At 43.2% G+C, this 18,489-nt stretch carries 14 protein-coding genes and 1 other annotated feature; of the genes, 7 read left to right on the forward strand and 7 right to left on the reverse strand.

The genetic code is table 11. From position 1 onward, the window contains the following. Positions 1-37 precede the first annotated feature (37 nt). The 3 genes from thiI to ezrA form a co-directional block, all read right to left on the reverse strand. Complete coding sequence (thiI, locus tag ACIROD_RS06875) at positions 38-1,249, reverse strand: tRNA uracil 4-sulfurtransferase ThiI (RefSeq protein ID WP_402938948.1); 1,212 nt, start codon at positions 1,247-1,249, stop codon at positions 38-40. Further along, complete coding sequence (locus ACIROD_RS06880; protein ID WP_402938951.1) at positions 1,246-2,394, reverse strand: cysteine desulfurase family protein; 1,149 nt, start codon at positions 2,392-2,394, stop codon at positions 1,246-1,248. Before ACIROD_RS06880 ends, thiI begins: the two co-directional genes overlap by 4 nt. Positions 2,395-2,628: 234 nt before the next feature. Continuing rightward, complete coding sequence (ezrA, locus tag ACIROD_RS06885; protein WP_101222950.1) at positions 2,629-4,323, reverse strand: septation ring formation regulator EzrA; 1,695 nt, start codon at positions 4,321-4,323, stop codon at positions 2,629-2,631. A gap of 168 nt (positions 4,324-4,491) precedes the next feature. Between ezrA and hisJ the strand changes: the two genes are divergently transcribed. Beyond that, the gene (gene hisJ, locus ACIROD_RS06890; protein ID WP_402938954.1) at positions 4,492-5,295 is read left to right on the forward strand and encodes a histidinol-phosphatase HisJ; all 804 of its coding nucleotides are present in this window, start codon (positions 4,492-4,494) and stop codon (positions 5,293-5,295) included. Between the two features lie 14 nt (positions 5,296-5,309). Here hisJ and refZ read toward each other — a convergent pair whose 3' ends face one another. Continuing rightward, positions 5,310-5,948, reverse strand: a complete 639-nt coding sequence (refZ, locus tag ACIROD_RS06895) for a forespore capture DNA-binding protein RefZ (protein ID WP_101222952.1) — start codon at positions 5,946-5,948, stop codon at positions 5,310-5,312. Between the two features lie 154 nt (positions 5,949-6,102). On the opposite strand from refZ, the gene ACIROD_RS06900 reads away from it, so the two are divergent. Together ACIROD_RS06900 and rpsD are read left to right on the forward strand one after the other, a co-directional pair. Next, positions 6,103-6,582: a GAF domain-containing protein gene (locus ACIROD_RS06900; protein ID WP_101222953.1), complete on the forward strand. Its 480-nt coding sequence runs from the start codon at positions 6,103-6,105 to the stop codon at positions 6,580-6,582. Between the two features lie 452 nt (positions 6,583-7,034). Beyond that, positions 7,035-7,637, forward strand: a complete 603-nt coding sequence (gene rpsD, locus ACIROD_RS06905) for a 30S ribosomal protein S4 (protein ID WP_241592485.1) — start codon at positions 7,035-7,037, stop codon at positions 7,635-7,637. Between the two features lie 96 nt (positions 7,638-7,733). Here the strand turns inward: rpsD and tyrS are convergent, their stop codons facing one another. Then, positions 7,734-8,990, reverse strand: a complete 1,257-nt coding sequence (gene tyrS, locus ACIROD_RS06910; protein ID WP_101222954.1) for a tyrosine--tRNA ligase — start codon at positions 8,988-8,990, stop codon at positions 7,734-7,736. A 65-nt stretch (positions 8,991-9,055) separates the two neighbouring features. Then, positions 9,056-9,272, reverse strand: a binding site (T-box leader). 148 nt (positions 9,273-9,420) lie between these two features. Here tyrS and ACIROD_RS06915 point away from each other — a divergent pair. Next, a complete protein-coding gene (locus tag ACIROD_RS06915) occupies positions 9,421-12,447 on the forward strand; it encodes a transglycosylase domain-containing protein (protein ID WP_402938961.1) in 3,027 nt (1,008 codons plus the stop codon). 132 nt (positions 12,448-12,579) lie between these two features. On the opposite strand, the gene acsA is transcribed toward ACIROD_RS06915, so the two are convergent. Then, positions 12,580-14,298 (reverse strand): acetate--CoA ligase, encoded by a 1,719-nt coding sequence (gene acsA, locus ACIROD_RS06920; RefSeq protein WP_402938964.1) that lies wholly within the window; start codon positions 14,296-14,298, stop codon positions 12,580-12,582. 338 nt (positions 14,299-14,636) lie between these two features. Here acsA and ACIROD_RS06925 point away from each other — a divergent pair, with 338 nt between their 5' ends. Genes ACIROD_RS06925 through ACIROD_RS06935 form a run of 3 tightly spaced genes read left to right on the forward strand, consistent with a single transcriptional unit; the run spans position 14,637 to position 17,120 of the window. Continuing rightward, positions 14,637-15,269 carry a GNAT family N-acetyltransferase gene (locus ACIROD_RS06925; protein WP_034309235.1) on the forward strand — a complete coding sequence of 211 codons (633 nt, stop codon included), beginning with the start codon at positions 14,637-14,639 and terminating at the stop codon, positions 15,267-15,269. A gap of 26 nt (positions 15,270-15,295) precedes the next feature. Continuing rightward, the gene (locus ACIROD_RS06930; protein WP_101222957.1) at positions 15,296-15,946 is read left to right on the forward strand and encodes an acetoin utilization AcuB family protein; all 651 of its coding nucleotides are present in this window, start codon (positions 15,296-15,298) and stop codon (positions 15,944-15,946) included. Then, positions 15,939-17,120 (forward strand): acetoin utilization protein AcuC, encoded by a 1,182-nt coding sequence (locus ACIROD_RS06935; protein WP_101222958.1) that lies wholly within the window; start codon positions 15,939-15,941, stop codon positions 17,118-17,120. The genes ACIROD_RS06930 and ACIROD_RS06935 overlap by 8 nt, the downstream gene beginning before the upstream one ends. A gap of 91 nt (positions 17,121-17,211) precedes the next feature. On the opposite strand, the gene ccpA is transcribed toward ACIROD_RS06935, so the two are convergent. Beyond that, a complete protein-coding gene (gene ccpA / locus ACIROD_RS06940) occupies positions 17,212-18,216 on the reverse strand; it encodes a catabolite control protein A (RefSeq protein WP_101222959.1) in 1,005 nt (334 codons plus the stop codon). Between the last annotated feature and the right edge of the window lie 273 nt (positions 18,217-18,489).

The following is an 18,489-nucleotide window of genomic DNA, read 5'->3' on the forward strand; positions in this document are numbered from 1 at the left end:
GCTTCATTCGCACTATTTTATTGGTAATTACAGGATATTAAAATAAGTCTTCCATCGCTTCTTCCTTATCGAAAGTCTGACCAGGTTTAACTGTCAATACTTCTGTTTCGGAGACTGCTTTTTCAATCAAGGAATCAAAGTCGACGAAGCTTTCATAGTAATTGACTTTTTCACGTTTCGGTTTCGTTTTTGGGCTTGCCGGCGTAAAGACCGTACAGCAATCCTCATACGGCAGATTGGATATTTCAAAAGTATCAAGCTCTCTTGCAATTTTGATGATTTCCGTTTTATCCATGGTAATCAGGGGGCGCAGGATCGGTGTATTCGTCACCTCATTGATGGCGAACATGCTGCTCATCGTCTGGCTCGCAACCTGCCCAAGGCTTTCACCGGTAATCAGTGCCATGGCTTCTTCCTTTTCACGAATTCGATCGGCGACCCGCATCATTAAACGACGGGTAGTAGTCATTGAGTAGTTTTCCGGGATTTGCTTTTGAACCAATAATTGGATTTCCGTAAATGGAACGATATGCACTTTCATGCTTCCATTTATTTCGGCAAGCTTGCCCGCCAAATCAATGACCTTTTGACGTGAACGTTCGCTCGTGAACGGTGGGCTGTAGAAATGGATAGCTTCCACGTCCAATCCCCGTTTCATCGAAAGGAATCCCGCAACAGGGCTATCAATCCCGCCTGAAAGCATCAGTATCGCCTTTCCGCTTGACCCGAATGGAAGACCGCCTGCCCCCTGGATGATTTCACCTGTCAAATACACGGCTTCGCGTCTCACTTCCACTAACAGGTTCAAATCAGGGTTCTTTACATCCACTTTTAAATCCTCTGTATTTCGAAGCAAATGCCCGCCGATTGCCCTGTTAATTTCATCGGTATTATATGGAAAATCCTTATCCGCGCGTTTTGTCGTGATCTTGAACGTTTTTACCTCTTCAAGAGTATGATTCAGGTAATACAATGCTGCCGTTTTCATCACTTCCAGATCACGCTCTATTTTTATCGCAGGGCTTAATGACTGAATTCCAAAAATGCCTTTCAATCGGTCAATGACAGGCTTATGGTCCGCACCGTTCAGGAGAACGTACATCCGCTCCCGGTTGGCTGTAAGCACTACACCTTCAATATCTTTTAAACTCCAGCGAATATGTGCCTTCATTTTGTCTACAAAGCCTTTACGGTTTCTTTTTTTCGTGGAGATTTCTCCATAACGGATAATTATATGATCAAATTTCATTTTGCAACCCTCATTATTTTTTCTAAATTAGCGACTATTTTCTGTATCGCCGCCAGAACTTGCTTTGCTTCTTCCATTTCATTGCCATAGGTAGTACTGATTCGGATGACGCTTTCGGAACGAGCCGAATTATGGAACATTGCATCCACCGTTTTGCTTATCGTCCTTTTTTTCGAAGAACAGGCACTAGTTGTCGAAACATATATTCCTTCCGATTCTAGTGCATGCAGCAATACCTCGGATTTAAGTCCGGGAACGGAAAAATTCACAATATGTGGTGCCCCTTCTTCAGGACTGTTAACCAATACCCCGTCCATTTCCTTCAAACCTTTATATAAATAAGTTTTGATTTGCTGCAGCTTATCATGATACAGCAATTGATTGTTCATACTAATACGCAAAGCCTTCGATAGGGCGACGATTCCCGCAACATTTTCGGTACCGCTCCTGATTTTCGTTTCTTGATTGCCGCCATGGAAAAGCGGATCGATCCGAACGCCTTCACGAACATAAAGGATGCCCGTCCCCTTCAAGCCGTGGACCTTGTGGCCGGAAATTGTACATAAATCCACATTGGCATCACGCAATGATAAAGAAACTTTGCCTGCTCCCTGCACATTATCGACATGAAAGAGCACGTTTGGGTAATGTTTTATCAATTTGCCGATTTCAGCAATCGGCTGTATCGAGCCAACTTCATTATTAACATGCATGACGGAAACCAGAATGGTATCCTCCCTCAATGCATCCTTTAGGTCCATTACATCAATTTGCCCAAATTCATTAACGGGAAGATATGTGATCTCATAACCCATTTTCGTCAATGATTGGCATGCATCTTCTACAGAAGGATGTTCAATCGCTGTCGTGATTATGTGTTTGCCGCGATTTCCCTGAAAGTGTGCGGTTCCTTTAATGGCAAGATTATTTCCTTCCGTCCCCCCGGAAGTGAAATATATTTCCGAACTCTTCACCTTTAATAAATCAGCGATTTGCTTTCTTGCAGCGGAAAGCAGTTTTTCGGATTGCACCCCAAGTCCATGAAGTGAAGAGGGGTTCCCGAAATAGTCCGAAGTAACCTTCATGAATGATTCGATTACTTCGGGATATGGTTTTGTTGTTGCACTATTATCAAAATAAATCATGGGCTCACCTTCCATGTTTTTGTATCTATGATGGTCACTCTACTAAATATAAGTTTCAATGTTGCTGTTGCAACATCTAATATTAACATAATTGAATTTGAAAGAGAATGTAAAACACTGGTCCATGAATGATAGGAGGAATTGCTTCTTTTTATTCCTCAGAATGATTTAAACTTCCCACCTGTCTATTCACGGTCCATCCGGTAAAAGAAAAAAACCCGCCTTGGCGGGTTTTTAGGAAAGGACTTCTTCTATGTTCGCCCCGATTTTTCGTAAACTGCCTGGGTCGACCTTTTCTATGGCCGTTGCTGCCGTTTCCAACGCTGCTTGATATTCATAGCTTCGGAATTTCGCCTCGGCTTCCCTAAGGCTCTCGGCAACCATATCGTGACTGCTTCGATAGCGATTTCCGAATTGGATCACCTTTTCGGCCAAATACATATGTTCGATTAATTCTTGGGCTTTTTCGTGGACCCTATTCACCTGTTGAACCGCTTTTTCCAAATAAATATAAACAGCTGCCATGTCAAGCGGCTTTTCTTCAAGTTTCCCCTGGACATCATCCATGCTTTCTTTGGCATCAGATAGCACCAATTTATACTCTTCCGGAAGACCCGGAATATTGCTTTTTGCAATTAATCGTCCTGTATCGACCATTTTACGTTTCAATTCAGCCAGTGAATCCCTGGCATCCATTTCATCTTTCCGTAAAGCCTGTAATTTAATGGTGAAGTCTTTCTGATTTTCCTGTAATTCCTTCAACTGTGCAGCCAGCCCCTGCATCTCTTCGCTGATAAGGGAGCTTGCCATCACATTATCCTCCATTTTCAATACAAGCAATTGATGGCGTTTCGAAATCTGGGCAATCTGCTTTTCCATTTTCCGTTGTGCATCGAGCTCATTTTCCGTCAGATGATATGTGTGTTGAACATGTATGGTTTCAACTTTAAGTTTATCGTTTTCATATTCAAGGTCACTAATCGTTTTCCTGAGAACTTCATCATTTTTCAAGATATACTGTTTTGAAAGTACTTCTTTTTCCAAAAGGTCATAAAGCACCTCAATGCTTTCGCGCATATCTTTAATGCCTTTATCCACTGCTTCCGTTTCGGCATTTTCCAATTGTGTTTTATATAGTTCCAGCTCTTCCTCAAGCCGGGATATTTCCTGCTCGAATTGGATATGGCTCAACAGATACCCCTGTCCTGACATCTCCTCATAACCATCCTTCAATTCTTGAAGCTGGGAATGCAGCTCGGATTGGCTATCTACCAATAATTTCGGGAGCATTTCCATTTTAACCGACAGAACCGCCAATTTTTCCTTAATGGATAGAACAAGCTCCCTCGCATTCAAATAATTGCCATTCACGGTCTCTTCGTCATACTTTTGAAGGATCTGCAATACTTCATCCAAGGTACTTTCCAGCTTATCAGCAGCTTTCCCGTAATTATGCCTATGTGCAAGCAGGGATTTCTTCAATTGACGGTAGGATTCCTTGATATCCTCAATTTCCAATCGGTTTTTTTCCTCACTGCCTACGAGTTCATTCAGTTCGTATAATATCTTTTTGATCATTTCCTCGATTTCATTCAGCTTGACTGTAATTTTGCGCTGTACTTCTTTTGATCGGCTGAAACGGTATTTATCGACGAATTCCTCGGCATCGAATAAAAGCTCTTCGACTTCGGGCATATGATCAGTAATGATGGCGTCCCATTCAATGCGCCAGTTTTCGAACATTTCCTCTGTTTCACCTGTCATGTTCAATTGTTTGACTTTAGAAAGCTCTTCCAGCACGGGGCGGTGCATGATGCTTATTTTCCAGGATTCCAGTCGATCGATTTCTTTAAAATATCTCTTTTTGAAAAAATAACCCCAAATGATGAAAATCAAAATTAATACAATTACCCCAATTATGTAATCCATGGTAAGCCCCCTGTTCTAATCCTTACAGTCTTGCCCGTTTATATATCAATTTTAAAAATGTTAAATTTAATGCTTTTATGATACCATGTTAGCAATAATTTTTGACGAGAAAAATGTTTTTTTTGTAGAAAATTGCTACAAATACCTGTTTTTTGGGAGGGAAGGACCATGAAAGCTGACGGTCATGTGCACACTCCGTTTTGCCCTCACGGCTCTACGGATAAATTCGATGAATATATTACGCGGGGAATCGAACTAGGATTAAAGGAAATCACATTTACGGAACATGCTCCATTGCCACGAAATTTTCAAGATCCTACGCCTGAAAAAGACAGCGGCATGGACGCTGCCCTGCTCCTGGATTACTTTCAAGAGCTCCGCGTACTGAAAGAACGCCATAAAGACAAAATCCTGATCAAAACAGGTCTGGAGGTTGACTTTATAGAGGGTTATGAAAAAGAAACAAAAGAATTCCTCGACGAAATCGGAGAATTCCTTGATGATAGTATACTTTCCGTCCACTTCATCAAGCATCAAAGCAGTTGGCACTGCATCGATTTCAGCGAAAATGGGTTTGGTGAGATTGCCAATGAACTAGGTTCAGTGGAATCGGTGTATGCCAAATATTACGATACTCTGGAAAAATCAATAACAACTGATTTAGGCATTTATAAACCAAAACGGATTGGGCATATTACGCTTGTCCATAAATTCCAGCATCGATATCCGCCGGCTTCTAGTTTTGACGAGCGGGTTTACAAGGTGCTCGACATGATCAAAGAAGAAAGGTACGAACTAGATTATAATGGAGCAGGGCAGGTAAAGCCGCTATGCCGTGAACCATACCCTCCTGAACGGTTTGCAAAGCGTGCTTTCGATCTCGGCATTCCGCTTATTTACGGTTCCGATGCACATCAGGCTAAGGATTTGGGTCAGGGCCATCAGGCACTGATTGAAGGGTTCAATGGGTAACTCATGTATACACTTCAGCTCCGCCCGGCTAACAGTGGCTGTAGGTCGATGAAAAGGGTATCCTGCAAAAAACGTCCGACTTCATTGGCATATATATTCGTGTAATAGGCTTCCTGCGGGAACACATGAAGCACATCCATCGCATAATGGGTATGCAGGACAGGGGCCGTCAATAAACCCTTCAACTGCAGCATATACATGGGAACCGAGACCTGCTGGAAACTCCTGCTCTTGATCCCCTGTTCCAAAATATATTGAAAATAAGACTTTTCCTTTGTAAAATAAGTCGAATGAATTTCACGATTTAAATTGGAATCGAGTGAAGATTCCCCATATATGAACCGTGCAGCAAGGAAGTTTTCCCTCTGGAAAGCGAGAATATCCTTTACAAGATTCATCAAGCAATGCTGCGGGCCTTTTAGTTCCAGCAGTGTCATGTTCGTCTCAAGGACCAGGATATACTCTTCTAAATAGGAAGTGAAACAGAATTCCAGCAACCCCTGCTTATTCTTGAAATAGTAGGCAATATTCGCAGCGTTCACTTTGGCTTTATTCGCAATATCCCGTATGGATGTAGCATGATAGCCTTTTAAATGAAATAAATGCAATGCAGCTTCCACAATGGCTTGTTTCGTTGGCGTCTGGCGATTCATTCAGGCAATCCCTCGCTTTCTTTGAGACAAGTCTTGTGGACTATTTCTTCACGGAAGAGCCTGAATCCTTTAGTAAGTTCTCGACAATTTCCCAACAATAAAGCAACATGATTAGAAAGTGCTGTAAAAATATGCGGAAGACAGGTGAACGCTTTTGTTTAATGTCGAAATGTATCAAGGAAAAAAAGAAAATAACTATGATCTGGTCCAAAAGCAGCTTCTTGCCTTAATTGAAGATGAAACGAACCGGATAGCCAATTTAAGCAATGCGGCAGCTTTACTTAATCAGTTTCTTGATGAGATTAACTGGGTCGGCTTCTATTTATACGAAGAAGGCCAATTAATTTTGGGACCCTTCCAGGGCCTTCCAGCCTGTGTCCGCATTCCAATGGGCAGGGGTGTTTGCGGGACTTCAGCGGCGACTGAAAAAACCCTTCGCATAGAGGATGTCCACCAATTCCCTGGACATATCGCCTGTGATGCGGCATCAAGATCTGAAATTGTCATACCGCTCATGAAGGATGGCAAATTGATCGGTGTCCTCGATATCGACAGTCCGGTCACGGACCGTTTTGACGAAATGGATCAGCAAGGACTGGAGAAGTTCGCTGAAATCCTTTCCAGGCATCTATAAAGTTAAAGGGAGCGGCAATCCTTGCCTGCTCCCTTTTCCATTACAGGCCCCATGTACATGTACCCGGTCCTTCCTGAATTCTTCACAATATATAACGCCTCATCGGCCCATTTGATATTTTTCTCCATTCATTATCACGCTTACATTGAAAAAACCTCACAAAAAAATTGCCGTTTTTAAATTTACCTGCTGCGATTCTCTTTATCTACGCCTTTTAATTAATCACAACTGTCCTTGACTCATTGAGCCAAATATTATACAATACTCTTTGTGTAAAATATTGCAGCCTATGTGACAGCCTTTATGTTCTCATTTTGTTCCTCAATACAGAGGTGTATCTCGTAACCCTCTGCTGCTAGGGCGAAGGTACATGAAAACAAAATGGTCATAATCGTACATTCACACGGTTTTTATTTTACCAAAATAAAAACATTTAAAGGAGGAGTCATCCTATGGCTCGTTATACTGGCCCAAGCTGGAAACTATCCCGTCGTTTAGGAATTTCCCTAACAGGTACTGGTAAAGAATTAGAAAAACGCCCTTATGCTCCAGGACAACATGGTCCTAACCAACGTAGAAAAATTTCCGAATACGGAATGCAACTACAAGAGAAACAAAAACTTCGTCACATGTACGGAATCACTGAACGTCAATTCCGCACAATGTTCGACCGCGCTGGCAAACTTAAAGGTGTACATGGTGAAAACTTCATGGTTCTTCTTGAATCACGTCTTGATAACCTAGTTTACCGTCTTGGTTTAGCTCGTACACGTCGTCAAGCACGTCAACTTGTTAACCACGGTCACATCACTGTAGACGGAAGCCGCGTAGACATTCCATCTTACAAAGTGTCTCTTGGACAAACTATTTCAGTTCGTGAAAAATCACGTAACTTCTCAATCATTAAAGAATCAGTTGAAGCAACTAACTTCGTTCCTGATTTCCTTACTTTTGATGCTGAGAAATTAGAAGGTACTTTCACTCGTTTACCAGAACGTTCTGAATTGCCTGCTGAAATTAACGAAGCTCTTATCGTTGAGTTCTACTCTCGTTAATAACTTCAAAAACCCCATCCTTGGATGGGGTTTTTTTTGCATCTAAACACCCCTGCATGAGAAAGCCCGGCTGTAATTCAGCCGGGCCTTGAACAATCATTTCACTAATGTATATTTCTTTTTGCCGCGACGAACCAGGATGAACTCCCCTTCAATCTTAGAAGCTTCCGTCACTACATATTGCAGATCAGTCACTTTCTCCCCATTTATGGAGATTGCCCCATTCTGAATATCTTCCCGGGCTTGACGCTTTGATGGCGAAATTTTCGCTTCAACGATTAAATCGACCAAACCGATATCTTCCTTGCTTTCACGTTTGAAGCTAGGAACATCTTTGAAGCCCAATTTGATTTCCGCCGCACTTAAATTCTTCACCTCTCCGCTGAATAGGGCTGCAGAGATTTTGATTGCCTGGTCAAGAGCTTCCTGACCATGAATCAAACGGGTCATTTCTTCCCCTAAAGCTTTTTGCGCTTTACGCAAATGCGGTTCGGACTGTACGGATTGCTCTAACTCTTCAATCACCTCACGAGATAGGAATGTGAAGAATTTCAGGTATTTCACGACATCAGCATCGGCTGTATTGATCCAGAATTGGTAAAATTCATACGGAGTCGTCTTTTCAGGATCAAGCCAAATCGCTCCGCCTTCCGTTTTACCGAATTTCGTTCCATCCGCTTTCGTTACGAGCGGGATCGTCATACCGAATGCTTTTGCATCCTCATCATTGGATTTCCGGATCATTTCCAGCCCAGTCGTAATATTGCCCCATTGATCACTGCCGCCAATTTGCAATTTACAGTTGTAATTGCTGTACAAATGGCCGAAATCAATTCCTTGTAAGATCGTGTACGCGAATTCAGTAAAGGAAATTCCCGTATCCAAGCGGGAAGCAACCGTATCTTTTGCCAGCATGTAGTTAATGCCGATGTATTTCCCATAATCACGCAAGAACGTGACCATATCGATTTTACCTATCCAGTCATAGTTATTGACCATGATCGCACCATTTTCACCTTCGAATTCAAAGATGTGGGATAGCTGCCCTTTTATGCAGTCGGCATTATAGAGCACTTTTTCCAGCGTTTGCAGCTGGCGTTCCTCTTTTTTACCGCTTGGATCACCGATAAGTCCAGTCGCACCACCCACTAATACAATGGGACGATGGCCATGCTGCTGAAAACGGCGCAATGTCAAGAATGGCAATAGATGTCCGATATGCATACTATCCGCAGTTGGATCGACACCACAGTATAAAGAAATTTTCTCTTTTTCTAAAAGGTTCTTAAACCCCTCTTCATCCGTTTGTTGATAAATAATCCCTCTCCATTCGAGGTCTTTAAGCAATTCCATTTAATTTTCCTCCTCATCTTAGAAAAAAACCGCAAAAAGCACACAAAAACGCCCCTTCATAAATATGAAGGGACGAATGAATTCGCGGTACCACCCAACTTGAGGACATACTATGCCCTCCGCTCAAGACGAATAACGGTCGTCAACCGTTTCCTGCTACTAATCATTTCACAGCAAATGCTCCAGGAAGTAATTCATCATACTATTTGTACCGATTTCCACTAACCACCGGCTCTCTGAAACAGGGATAGTCTGACTACTGGGTCCTATCATCGCGATCATTTAATCATTTTATTGTTGTTAATAAACTTTTATCATACATAAGATTCCTTGTCAACATACCCTTACAGATTATAGAAAAATAAGAAAGATGCCCTTTCCCCTACCTGTTGTATGCTATAATATATGTGATTTCAGGGGGTATGATACGATGAATAATAATCAAAAAGATAGATTTCTAACAGTCTGGAAGCAGCTGACCCGTTTTTTTCAAAATGAAAAAACACATAAGAACGCGCGGGTTACATACCAAGTCATTTGGAATTTAACGCTGATCTTCATTATTGTCGGGATTCTAGGATTCTCATTCGCCGGCGGCGTCGGAGCCGGCTATTTCGCTGCCCTCGTCAATGATGAGCCGGTACGCTCAAAAGAAGATTTGAAAAAAGACATTTACAATTATGAAGAGACCTCTGAAGTATACTTTGCTGATGAAGTATACTTGGGCAAGCTTAAGAGTGACCTTGAGCGTGAAGAAGTGTCCATCGATAAAGTTTCCGAGCATCTAAAAAATGCAGTCATCGCTACTGAAGATGAGTATTTTTATGAGCATGACGGGGTTGTCCCGAAAGCTATCCTGCGTGCGATTTACCAGGAATTTTCGAATGCAACCGTCCAATCGGGAGGAAGTACATTAACACAGCAGCTCATTAAAAACCAGGTCCTGACCAACGAAGTATCGTTTGAACGGAAAGCAAAAGAAATCCTGCTTGCGCTCCGGGTCGAAAAATTCTTTGAAAAAGAAGAGATTTTGGAAACGTACTTAAACGTCTCCACTTTGGGACGAAACTCTTCAGGCCGTAACATCGCCGGGGTCGAGTCCGCCGCTGAAGGTATTTTTGGCGTGGAGGCCAAAGATCTGACACTGCCCCAATCAGCCTTTATCGCTGGATTGCCGCAAAGCCCTTTCGGATATACACCATATACCCAGAAAGGAAAATTGAAGGAAAATCAAGTGCCCGGCATCAACCGGATGAAAACCGTTTTAAAGCGGATGTATAGTAACGGATACATAACAAAAGCAGAATATGATAAAGCAAACGCATACGACATTACAAAAGACTTTATCGGTAAAACGGAGATGCCGTCGGAGAAATATCCATGGCTCACCTATGAAATCGAAAAACGCTCCATCGAAATCCTATCTGTCAGTCTGGCAAAAGAAGATGGATATGAAGAGAAAGATTTAAAGAATGATGATTTAAAAGCTCAATATCTAGCACTTGCCGATCGTAAGCTCCGGCAAAACGGCTATCAGATTTATACGACAATCGATAAAAAGATTTATGACAAGATGCAGGAAGTTACGAAAAACTATCCGAATTATGGATACGATAAAACGGCACAAGTCGTCGATCCAGATACGAAGGAAATGAAAACGGTGGGTGAGCCCGTTGAAGCCGGGGCCATTCTCATCGAAAATAAAACAGGAAAAATCATCAGTTTCGTAGGCGGCCGTGATTTCAAGCGGGAACAGACGAACCACGCCACCGCATCATTGCGATCGAACGGATCTACGATGAAGCCCTTGGTGATATATGGTCCAGGCATCGAGCTAGGCAAGATCTCGCCTGGCAGCGTATCGGCTAATGTGCCGATTTCCATTCCAACAGGCGGCAAACCGTGGAGTCCAGGAAACTATGGCGGCGGCAGCTATACGGGAGTATCGACTGCCCGCGAGGCCCTGAAGAATTCCTACAATATCCCGGCAGCGCTCTTTTACAAAAAAATAATCAACCTGAGCCCCGCTTCGTATTTGGAAAAAATGGGCTTCTCCACCGTGACGAAAGGGGATTACTCCAATCTTGCCTTGTCATTAGGTGCGATGGAAAAAGGTGTAACCGTTGAAGAAAACGTCAATGCATTTGGTACATTTGCCAATTCAGGAGATTTCATCGATGCTTATATGATCGATAAGATCGTTTCGAAAGATGGCAAAGTCATCTATCAGCATAAAGTGAAACCAGTGGATGTTTTCTCTCCGCAAGCCGCTTACTTGACGCTTGATATGATGCGTGATGTCGTAAACAGCGGGACGGCGTCCTCGGTCAGGAACCGACTTGCCTTCTCAAGCGATTGGGCAGGTAAGACCGGTACTTCACAAAACTATTGGGACGCTTGGTTCGTCGCTACGAATCCCAATGTATCATTCGGTACATGGCTGGGATATGATACACCGAAATCCTTGCAAGGGACCTATAATGGTCTTGAATATAATAAACGTAATATGTATTATTGGGCAGATCTGATCAATGCCGCATATAAAGTCGACCCTAAACTCATCGACCCCGATAAGCGATTTGAAATGCCGGGCGGAATTGTCAGCCGTTCCTTCTGTGGCGTTTCAGGACTGCTTCCTTCAAGTTCATGCCAAAAGGCCGGGCTTGTCAAATCGGATTTATTCATCGCGAAATATGCTCCATCCAGGGCGGATGATAGTTTCATAGATGGACAATATGTATCAGTCGGCAGCAAACGCTACGCAGCCCTTCCGCAAACGCCTGGCGAATTCACAAGCGGCGGGTTCATGTTGAATCCAGATTCATTTGCAGATATCGGATTGAGATATGTCGTTGACCCGGGCTCCGTGATTCCTGGAGCCGAAAAATCAGGAAATGTCGTCGGGGCGACAGCGAAATTGAATGATAATGGCAAAGCACCAGATCCCCTATCCATAACGATCGGTAACGATAAAATTACATGGGGCTTGCATGATGAAGGAGATGTCGTCGGTTATCGTGTCTATAAAGACGGCAAGAAAGTGGCGAGCATCAATGCTGGGGAGAGCCTTGTTTATAAAGTCGGCTCAGGCGGTTCCTATTATGTAACGGCCGTAGACATAGTCGGCAAAGAATCAGCCCCTTCTCAACGTGTTGAAAGCGGCGCTAAAAAGACCGGTTCAAAAGAAGATTCCACAAAAACTAAAGATGATCGTGGAAAAGATAAAATAGCTAACGAAGATAAAAAAACAGACTCAAAAGAAGAGAACGGTTCAGATAAAGTAAAAGAAAAAGAACCAGAAAAAGAAACGCAAACGGATAATAATAAAGAGCCAGCTCAAGATAAAGATCAAAACAAAGAGAATACAGATCAGGAAAATCAAGAGACCGACAAAGAGCAAGGCACCGTCAATGATAAAGAGCAAGACACGGATAAAGCTGAAGAAGAGGAAGAATGACACTCTTTCTTGAACTAAAAACAGGCTGTCGGTTACCCCGACAGCCTGTTTCCTTATACTCTCCCCAAAAAGGCATCCATGGAAGTGACCATGGATGCCTTTTCCTTCTCAATAATCAGTAAGACTAAGTTTTCAATCCTCCATCGATGATAAATCACCAGTTGGCAGATCAAGTTCCCAAGCTTTCAAGACACGACGCATGATTTTACCGCTTCTTGTTTTAGGAAGTTTATCCCTGAATTCAATTTCACGAGGTGCCGCATGTGCTGCTAGACCATGCTTTACAAATGTACGAATTTCCTCAATCAATTCATCGTTTGCCTCGTATCCGTCACGAAGTGCGATGAACGCTTTGATAATTTCCCCCCGAACCGGATCCGGCTTACCGATGACCCCCGCTTCGGCTACGGCTGGATGCTCGACCAATTTGCTTTCCACTTCGAAAGGACCTACCCTCTCCCCTGCCGTCATGATGACATCATCAACACGGCCTTGGAACCAGAAATAACCATCTTCATCCATATATGCGGAATCTCCTGAAACATACCAATCACCTGGCATAAAGTAAGATTCATATTTAGCTTCATTCTTCCAGACGGTCTTCATCATCGAAGGCCAGCCTTTCTTGATGGCAAGGTTCCCCATTCTATGCGGCGGAAGCTCGTTGCCTTGATCATCCACTATTGCCGCCTTCACACCTGGAATCGGTTTGCCCATCGAGCCAGGTTTGATTTCCAGGCAAGGATAATTGCAGATGACCTGTGCCCCGGTCTCCGTCATCCACCATGTATCATGGATACGGTGATTGAATACCTTCATTCCCCAGCGCACCACTTCCGGGTTCAACGGTTCACCCACACTTAATATATGGCGGAGAGAACTCAAATCGAACCGCTTAACGATTTCGTCACCTGCGCCCATCAGCATCCTGAAGGCAGTCGGGGCACTATACCATACCGTGACACCAAAGTCTTCCAAGGTCTTGTACCAGGATTCAGGCTTGAACCGCCCGCCTACAATGACATTCGAGGTCCCTGTCAGCCAAGGTCCAAATATCCCATAAGACGTCCCTGTCACCCATCCAGGGTCCGCTGTGCACCAATACACGTCCTCATCCTTCAAATCAAGGACCCACCTTGCCGTTTGATAATGCTGGATCATCGCATTATGAACGTGCAGCACTCCTTTTGGTTTGCCTGTGGAACCTGAGGTGTAGTGAAGAATCAGACCGTCATTCCGATCCACCCATTCAATTTCGAATTTTTTGTCGGCTTCTTTTAATTTTTTATTGAAGTTATGGTAATTTCCTTCTTCTTTTATATTTTCCCCCACCAAGAAAATATGCTTTAAATGGGGTAATTCATCCACCGGGACACGCGGCAAAAGTTCAGGTGTCGTCACTATCACACTTGCCTCACTATCTTCAAGACGGTCCCTTATGGCTCCTTCCATGAAGGCTTCGAACAACGGCCCTACGACCGCTCCCGTTTTAATCGCACCCAACAATGCAAAATAAAGCTCCGGGGAGCGAGGCATGAAGATGAAAACACGATCTCCTTTTTCCACATTGGCAATGTTCTTGAACACATTGGCCGCTTGATTCGTATAATCTTTCATTTCCTTGAATGTATACTTTTCATTTCTTTTATCGTCTTTGTAATAAAGGGCCACTTTATTCTTTTTGTATGTTTCGACATGGCGGTCAATGGCTTCATACGCAAGATTCACTTTACCGGTTTCAGACCAGGAGAATTCCTTTTCCGTCTCAGACCAGTCAAACTTATTGTATTTTTCATCATAATTCTTTAAATTAAAATTACCTTCCACTACTGGTAACGCTTTCACATTCATACGACAAACTCCCCCTTCATTCGGCTCTATATTTTTATTATAGTATAAGAATCGAATTATCTCAATTTTTAAAATATTGAATACTTCCATATAAGGGAAATCCCTTCTTGGTGAATTTTGAAAGCAACTGGTATATTGTTATGGTTAAGGCGAATCCATATGATGGCCGTGAAAGACGAAGCAATGTAACAAAAGCGCCTTGAACTTTCTGAATTATGCCCCTCGTTTTCATGTATAATTTATGTAAGCTTTCCATTCGGTCAGTTTTTAAAAGCAATGCTTCGTATACTCCGGAATGCGAGAGTGTAAGATTACTATATAACAAGGGTGGTGAAAGAATGGAATATAGTAAGACCTTTTACACTAAGGAACTGCAGACATTAAGCGGAACGCTCATCATCGAGGGGCCGTTAAGCGGCGAAAAAATGTCCGCTTATGAGTTTCACGAAGACTTGGTCGCCTTTCGCCCGCCTGCTTTGCAGCATAAAGCGTTAATAGAGATTGCAGACTTGCCTGAGGGCAGGATCTTTATCGCCCGTGAAAATGAAACAATCGTGGGTTATGTAACTTACTTATATCCCGATCCCTTGGAGCGCTGGTCTGAAATCAAGATGGAGGACCTGATTGAGCTTGGTGCAATCGAGGTCATCCCTAAATACCGGGGTGCCTCCGTCGGGAAAAACCTAATCCGCCTTTCCATGGAAGACGATTCGGTTGAAGACTTCATCATCATCACCACTGAATACTATTGGCATTGGGATTTGAAAGGGACAGGTCTGAATATTTGGGACTATCGCAAGGTCATGGAAAAAATGATGAGTGCCGGTGGTTTGGTCTACTTTGCAACAGATGACCCTGAAATCAGTTCCCACCCGGCCAACTGTCTGATGGCCCGTATTGGCAAAAGGGTCCCGCCGGAATCCATCCAGAAATTCGACCAATTGCGTTTTATGAATCGGTTTATGTATTAAAGAGGCGAGTAAGAGGAGGAAGGAAAATGATTGTTGAAACAATAATGAATGAGGATATTATCACCCTCACTCCAACCGATACAATCCATAGCGCTGTCTTGATCATCAAGGAGAAGCGAATTCGCCATATCCCGATTGTCGATGACAGCTTTCAACTTGTGGGATTAGTCAGCGACCGTGATATTCGGGATGCTGCCCCTTCTATATTCCGTACCGAAGAATACAAAAATGATTTACAAAAACCACTATCAAGCATCATGAAAACGGAAATAATCACAGGGCACCCGCTGGATTTCGTGGAAGAAATCGGGGCTGTTTTCTGTGATAACAATATCAGCTGCCTTCCAATCGTAAAGGGAAGGAAGTTAGTGGGAATCATAACCGGTTCTGATTTACTTCATTCATACGTTGAGTTGACTGGAGTCAATCAGCCCGGTTCCCAAATCGAAATCAGAATCCCGGATAAGGCAGGTTCCCTTCATGATATTGCCCATATTTTCAAAAGGCGCAATACGAATATCCTGAGCACCCTCGTTTATCCTGAAAAAAATGGAACCGACTATAAAATTCTTGTAATTCGTGTACAGACGATGAATCCATTCATGGTGGTGGAGGATTTGAAGAAAGAAGGCTATACCGTTTTATGGCCTAGTCTACCGGGGTTTTCACATGAATGATACATCCCTTTTCGTATATTCGGATGAACTCCTTACCTACAAATTCAACGATGAGCATCCATTCAATCAAAAACGGCTTAAACTCACGCTTGATTTATTAAAAAAACACCATGCAATCAATGATGATCAAATTATCAAGCCCAGAATGGCAACCGATGCAGAATTGGAACTGATTCATGATCACCATTATGTAAACGCTGTCAGGTTGGCAGGCCAGGGAAAGCTCCCCCCTGAAAAGGCTGTGAATTATGGGCTAGGAACGGAGGATACCCCCATCTTCCCCAAAATGCACGAAGCAAGTGCATTGCTTGTAGGCGGTACCTTGACGGCTGTGGATGCCGTCATGACCGGCCAGTCCTTGCACGCACTTAATCTTGGCGGTGGCCTGCATCACGGTTTCCGCGGAAAAGCCTCGGGCTTTTGCATTTACAACGATAGTTCGGTCGCGATTAAATACCTGCAAAAAAAATATGGGGCGCGTGTCTTGTATGTCGATACCGATGCACATCATGGTGATGGAGTCCAATGGTCATTTTATGATGACCCGGATGTTTGTACACTATCCATCCATGAAACGGGCCGCTACTTATTTCCCGGCACCGGCAATATTAACGAGCGAGGCCAGGGAAAAGGCTACGGCTATTCATTCAACATCCCGGTCGATGCGTTCACTGAAGATGAATCATGGCTCGATTGCTACATGGCTTCCTTTAAAGAAGTCATTGAATTCTTCAAACCGGATGTCATATTAACGCAAAACGGAGCCGACTCCCATTATTACGATCCGCTCACCCATTTATCAGCCACCATGAAAATTTATAGGGAAATACCAAAGCTGGCCCACGAAATGGCCCATAAGTATTGTGAAGGACGGTGGATTGCAGTGGGCGGCGGTGGATATGATATATGGCGCGTCGTCCCGAGGGCTTGGGCGAGGGTCTGGCTTGAAATGACGAATAATGATATATCAGGTCCCCTATCAAAGGAATGGCTCGATTGCTGGCAGCCTGAGTCCCCTGTTCCCCTGCCAAATGAATGGGATGACATGGAGGATATATATGAACCCATTCCGAGGAAGCCTGAAATTACCGAGAAGAATGCCCTGACGCTTGAAAAGGTCCTTTATCCCATCAGGTCTTCCAGGCAAACAACGAAAAGCAATGAACAAAGTTAACCAAAAGATCGTTGAAAAACGATCTTTTTTGTTCGGGGCAAACATTTGAGAAACAAAAAGAGAGTGCCCTCGGGACACTCTCCAAACCAGTTTATTTCGTTGATTGACGGTTTTCAATCCGATGTGGCAGGATCACTTTTTCAAGACCTTCCTCCACTTGTTCTTTATTCATCAACTTTGTAAGAAGCCTCATCGCAACCGCACCAATATCATATAAAGGTTGAACGATCGTCGTGATTTGCGGACGTACCATCAAGGTCAATCTCGTGTTATCGAAGCTGATCACTTCAAAGTCTTCCGGTACATTAAACCCTTTGTCCTGAGCGGCATGGACAATTCCAAGCGCCATTTCATCAGCACCGGCTATGAATGCTGTCGGTCTGTCTTCAGCTTCCAGGTACTTTTCAAAAGATTCAATTCCTGAATCATATGTATAATCACCTTCAACGACATAACTTTCATCAAATGGAAGCCCAGCTTCTTTCAATCCACGTTTATAACCAGTCAATTTCATTTCATTAATCAACGCCGAAGGGTTTCCGCTTACAAAAGCGATATGCTTGTGGCCTTTTTTAGCGAAGAAGGTCACTGCGTCGAATGCCGCCGCCTCATAATCAATATTGACCGATGGAACTTGTCCGCTTTCATCCACCGAGCCTGCCAGAACGATTGGAACAGGTGAATTCTTAAACTCTTTGACATGCTCATCAGAAATGTTGCCGCCCATGAATACGATACCATCCACTTGTTTTCCAAGCATCGTATTCAGCAAATGGAATTCCTTATCTATATTCTCATCAGAACTGCTTAGAATGATATTGTATTTATACATGGTGGCTATATCTTCTATGCCCCGTGCCAATTCTGCAAAAAAGATGCTTGAGATATCCGGGATGATGACCCCGACTGTAGTCGTTTTCTTTGAGGCAAGTCCCCTTGCCACTGCATTGGGACGGTACCCTAACTTCTCAATTACATCTGAAACTTTCTTCCTTGTTGCAGGCTTTACATTTGGATTCCCGTTAACTACGCGGGAAACGGTGGCCATGGAAACATTCGCCTCACGCGCCACATCATAAATGGTTATATTATTCATTTATCCATTCCTCCATTTCTTTCATTTTCCCCATAAAAGACCCGAATTATTTCGGAAAATAATCTTTTATGCGTTTTTCTCTATAAGGAAGATTATTTTAGGAACGATCTGCCTAACAAAAAATGCAGTCCTACTCTCTTCTCAGTCAAATATTCAATACCCTATTCAAGTATAAAATTCACATAGATATCACTTTATGTATGACTCAATCTTCCGAACAGTTCTCATTCTTGTTATTTATCATACGATAGTCGAATCTTTCCTGCAATCCAA

This window comes from Peribacillus sp. NPDC101481, from assembly GCF_044767165.1.
Lineage (GTDB): Bacteria > Bacillota > Bacilli > Bacillales > DSM-1321 > Peribacillus.

Bases quoted from the DNA above. Each gene is read 5' to 3' on its own strand.
- ACIROD_RS06880 (WP_402938951.1), bottom strand. From the start codon at position 2,394: ATGATTTATTTTGATAATAGTGCAACAACAAAACCATATCCCGAAGTA.
- acsA (WP_402938964.1), bottom strand. From the start codon at position 14,298: ATGAATGTGAAAGCGTTACCAGTAGTGGAAGGTAATTTTAATTTAAAG.
- refZ (WP_101222952.1), bottom strand. From the start codon at position 5,948: ATGAATCGCCAGACGCCAACGAAACAAGCCATTGTGGAAGCTGCATTG.
- tyrS (WP_101222954.1), bottom strand. From the start codon at position 8,990: ATGGAATTGCTTAAAGACCTCGAATGGAGAGGGATTATTTATCAACAA.
- ACIROD_RS06935 (WP_101222958.1), top strand. From the start codon at position 15,939: ATGAATGATACATCCCTTTTCGTATATTCGGATGAACTCCTTACCTAC.
- hisJ (WP_402938954.1), top strand. From the start codon at position 4,492: ATGAAAGCTGACGGTCATGTGCACACTCCGTTTTGCCCTCACGGCTCT.
- rpsD (WP_241592485.1), top strand. From the start codon at position 7,035: ATGGCTCGTTATACTGGCCCAAGCTGGAAACTATCCCGTCGTTTAGGA.
- ACIROD_RS06930 (WP_101222957.1), top strand. From the start codon at position 15,296: ATGATTGTTGAAACAATAATGAATGAGGATATTATCACCCTCACTCCA.
- thiI (WP_402938948.1), bottom strand. From the start codon at position 1,249: ATGAAATTTGATCATATAATTATCCGTTATGGAGAAATCTCCACGAAA.
- ezrA (WP_101222950.1), bottom strand. From the start codon at position 4,323: ATGGATTACATAATTGGGGTAATTGTATTAATTTTGATTTTCATCATT.
- ccpA (WP_101222959.1), bottom strand. From the start codon at position 18,216: ATGAATAATATAACCATTTATGATGTGGCGCGTGAGGCGAATGTTTCC.
- ACIROD_RS06925 (WP_034309235.1), top strand. From the start codon at position 14,637: ATGGAATATAGTAAGACCTTTTACACTAAGGAACTGCAGACATTAAGC.
- ACIROD_RS06915 (WP_402938961.1), top strand. From the start codon at position 9,421: ATGAATAATAATCAAAAAGATAGATTTCTAACAGTCTGGAAGCAGCTG.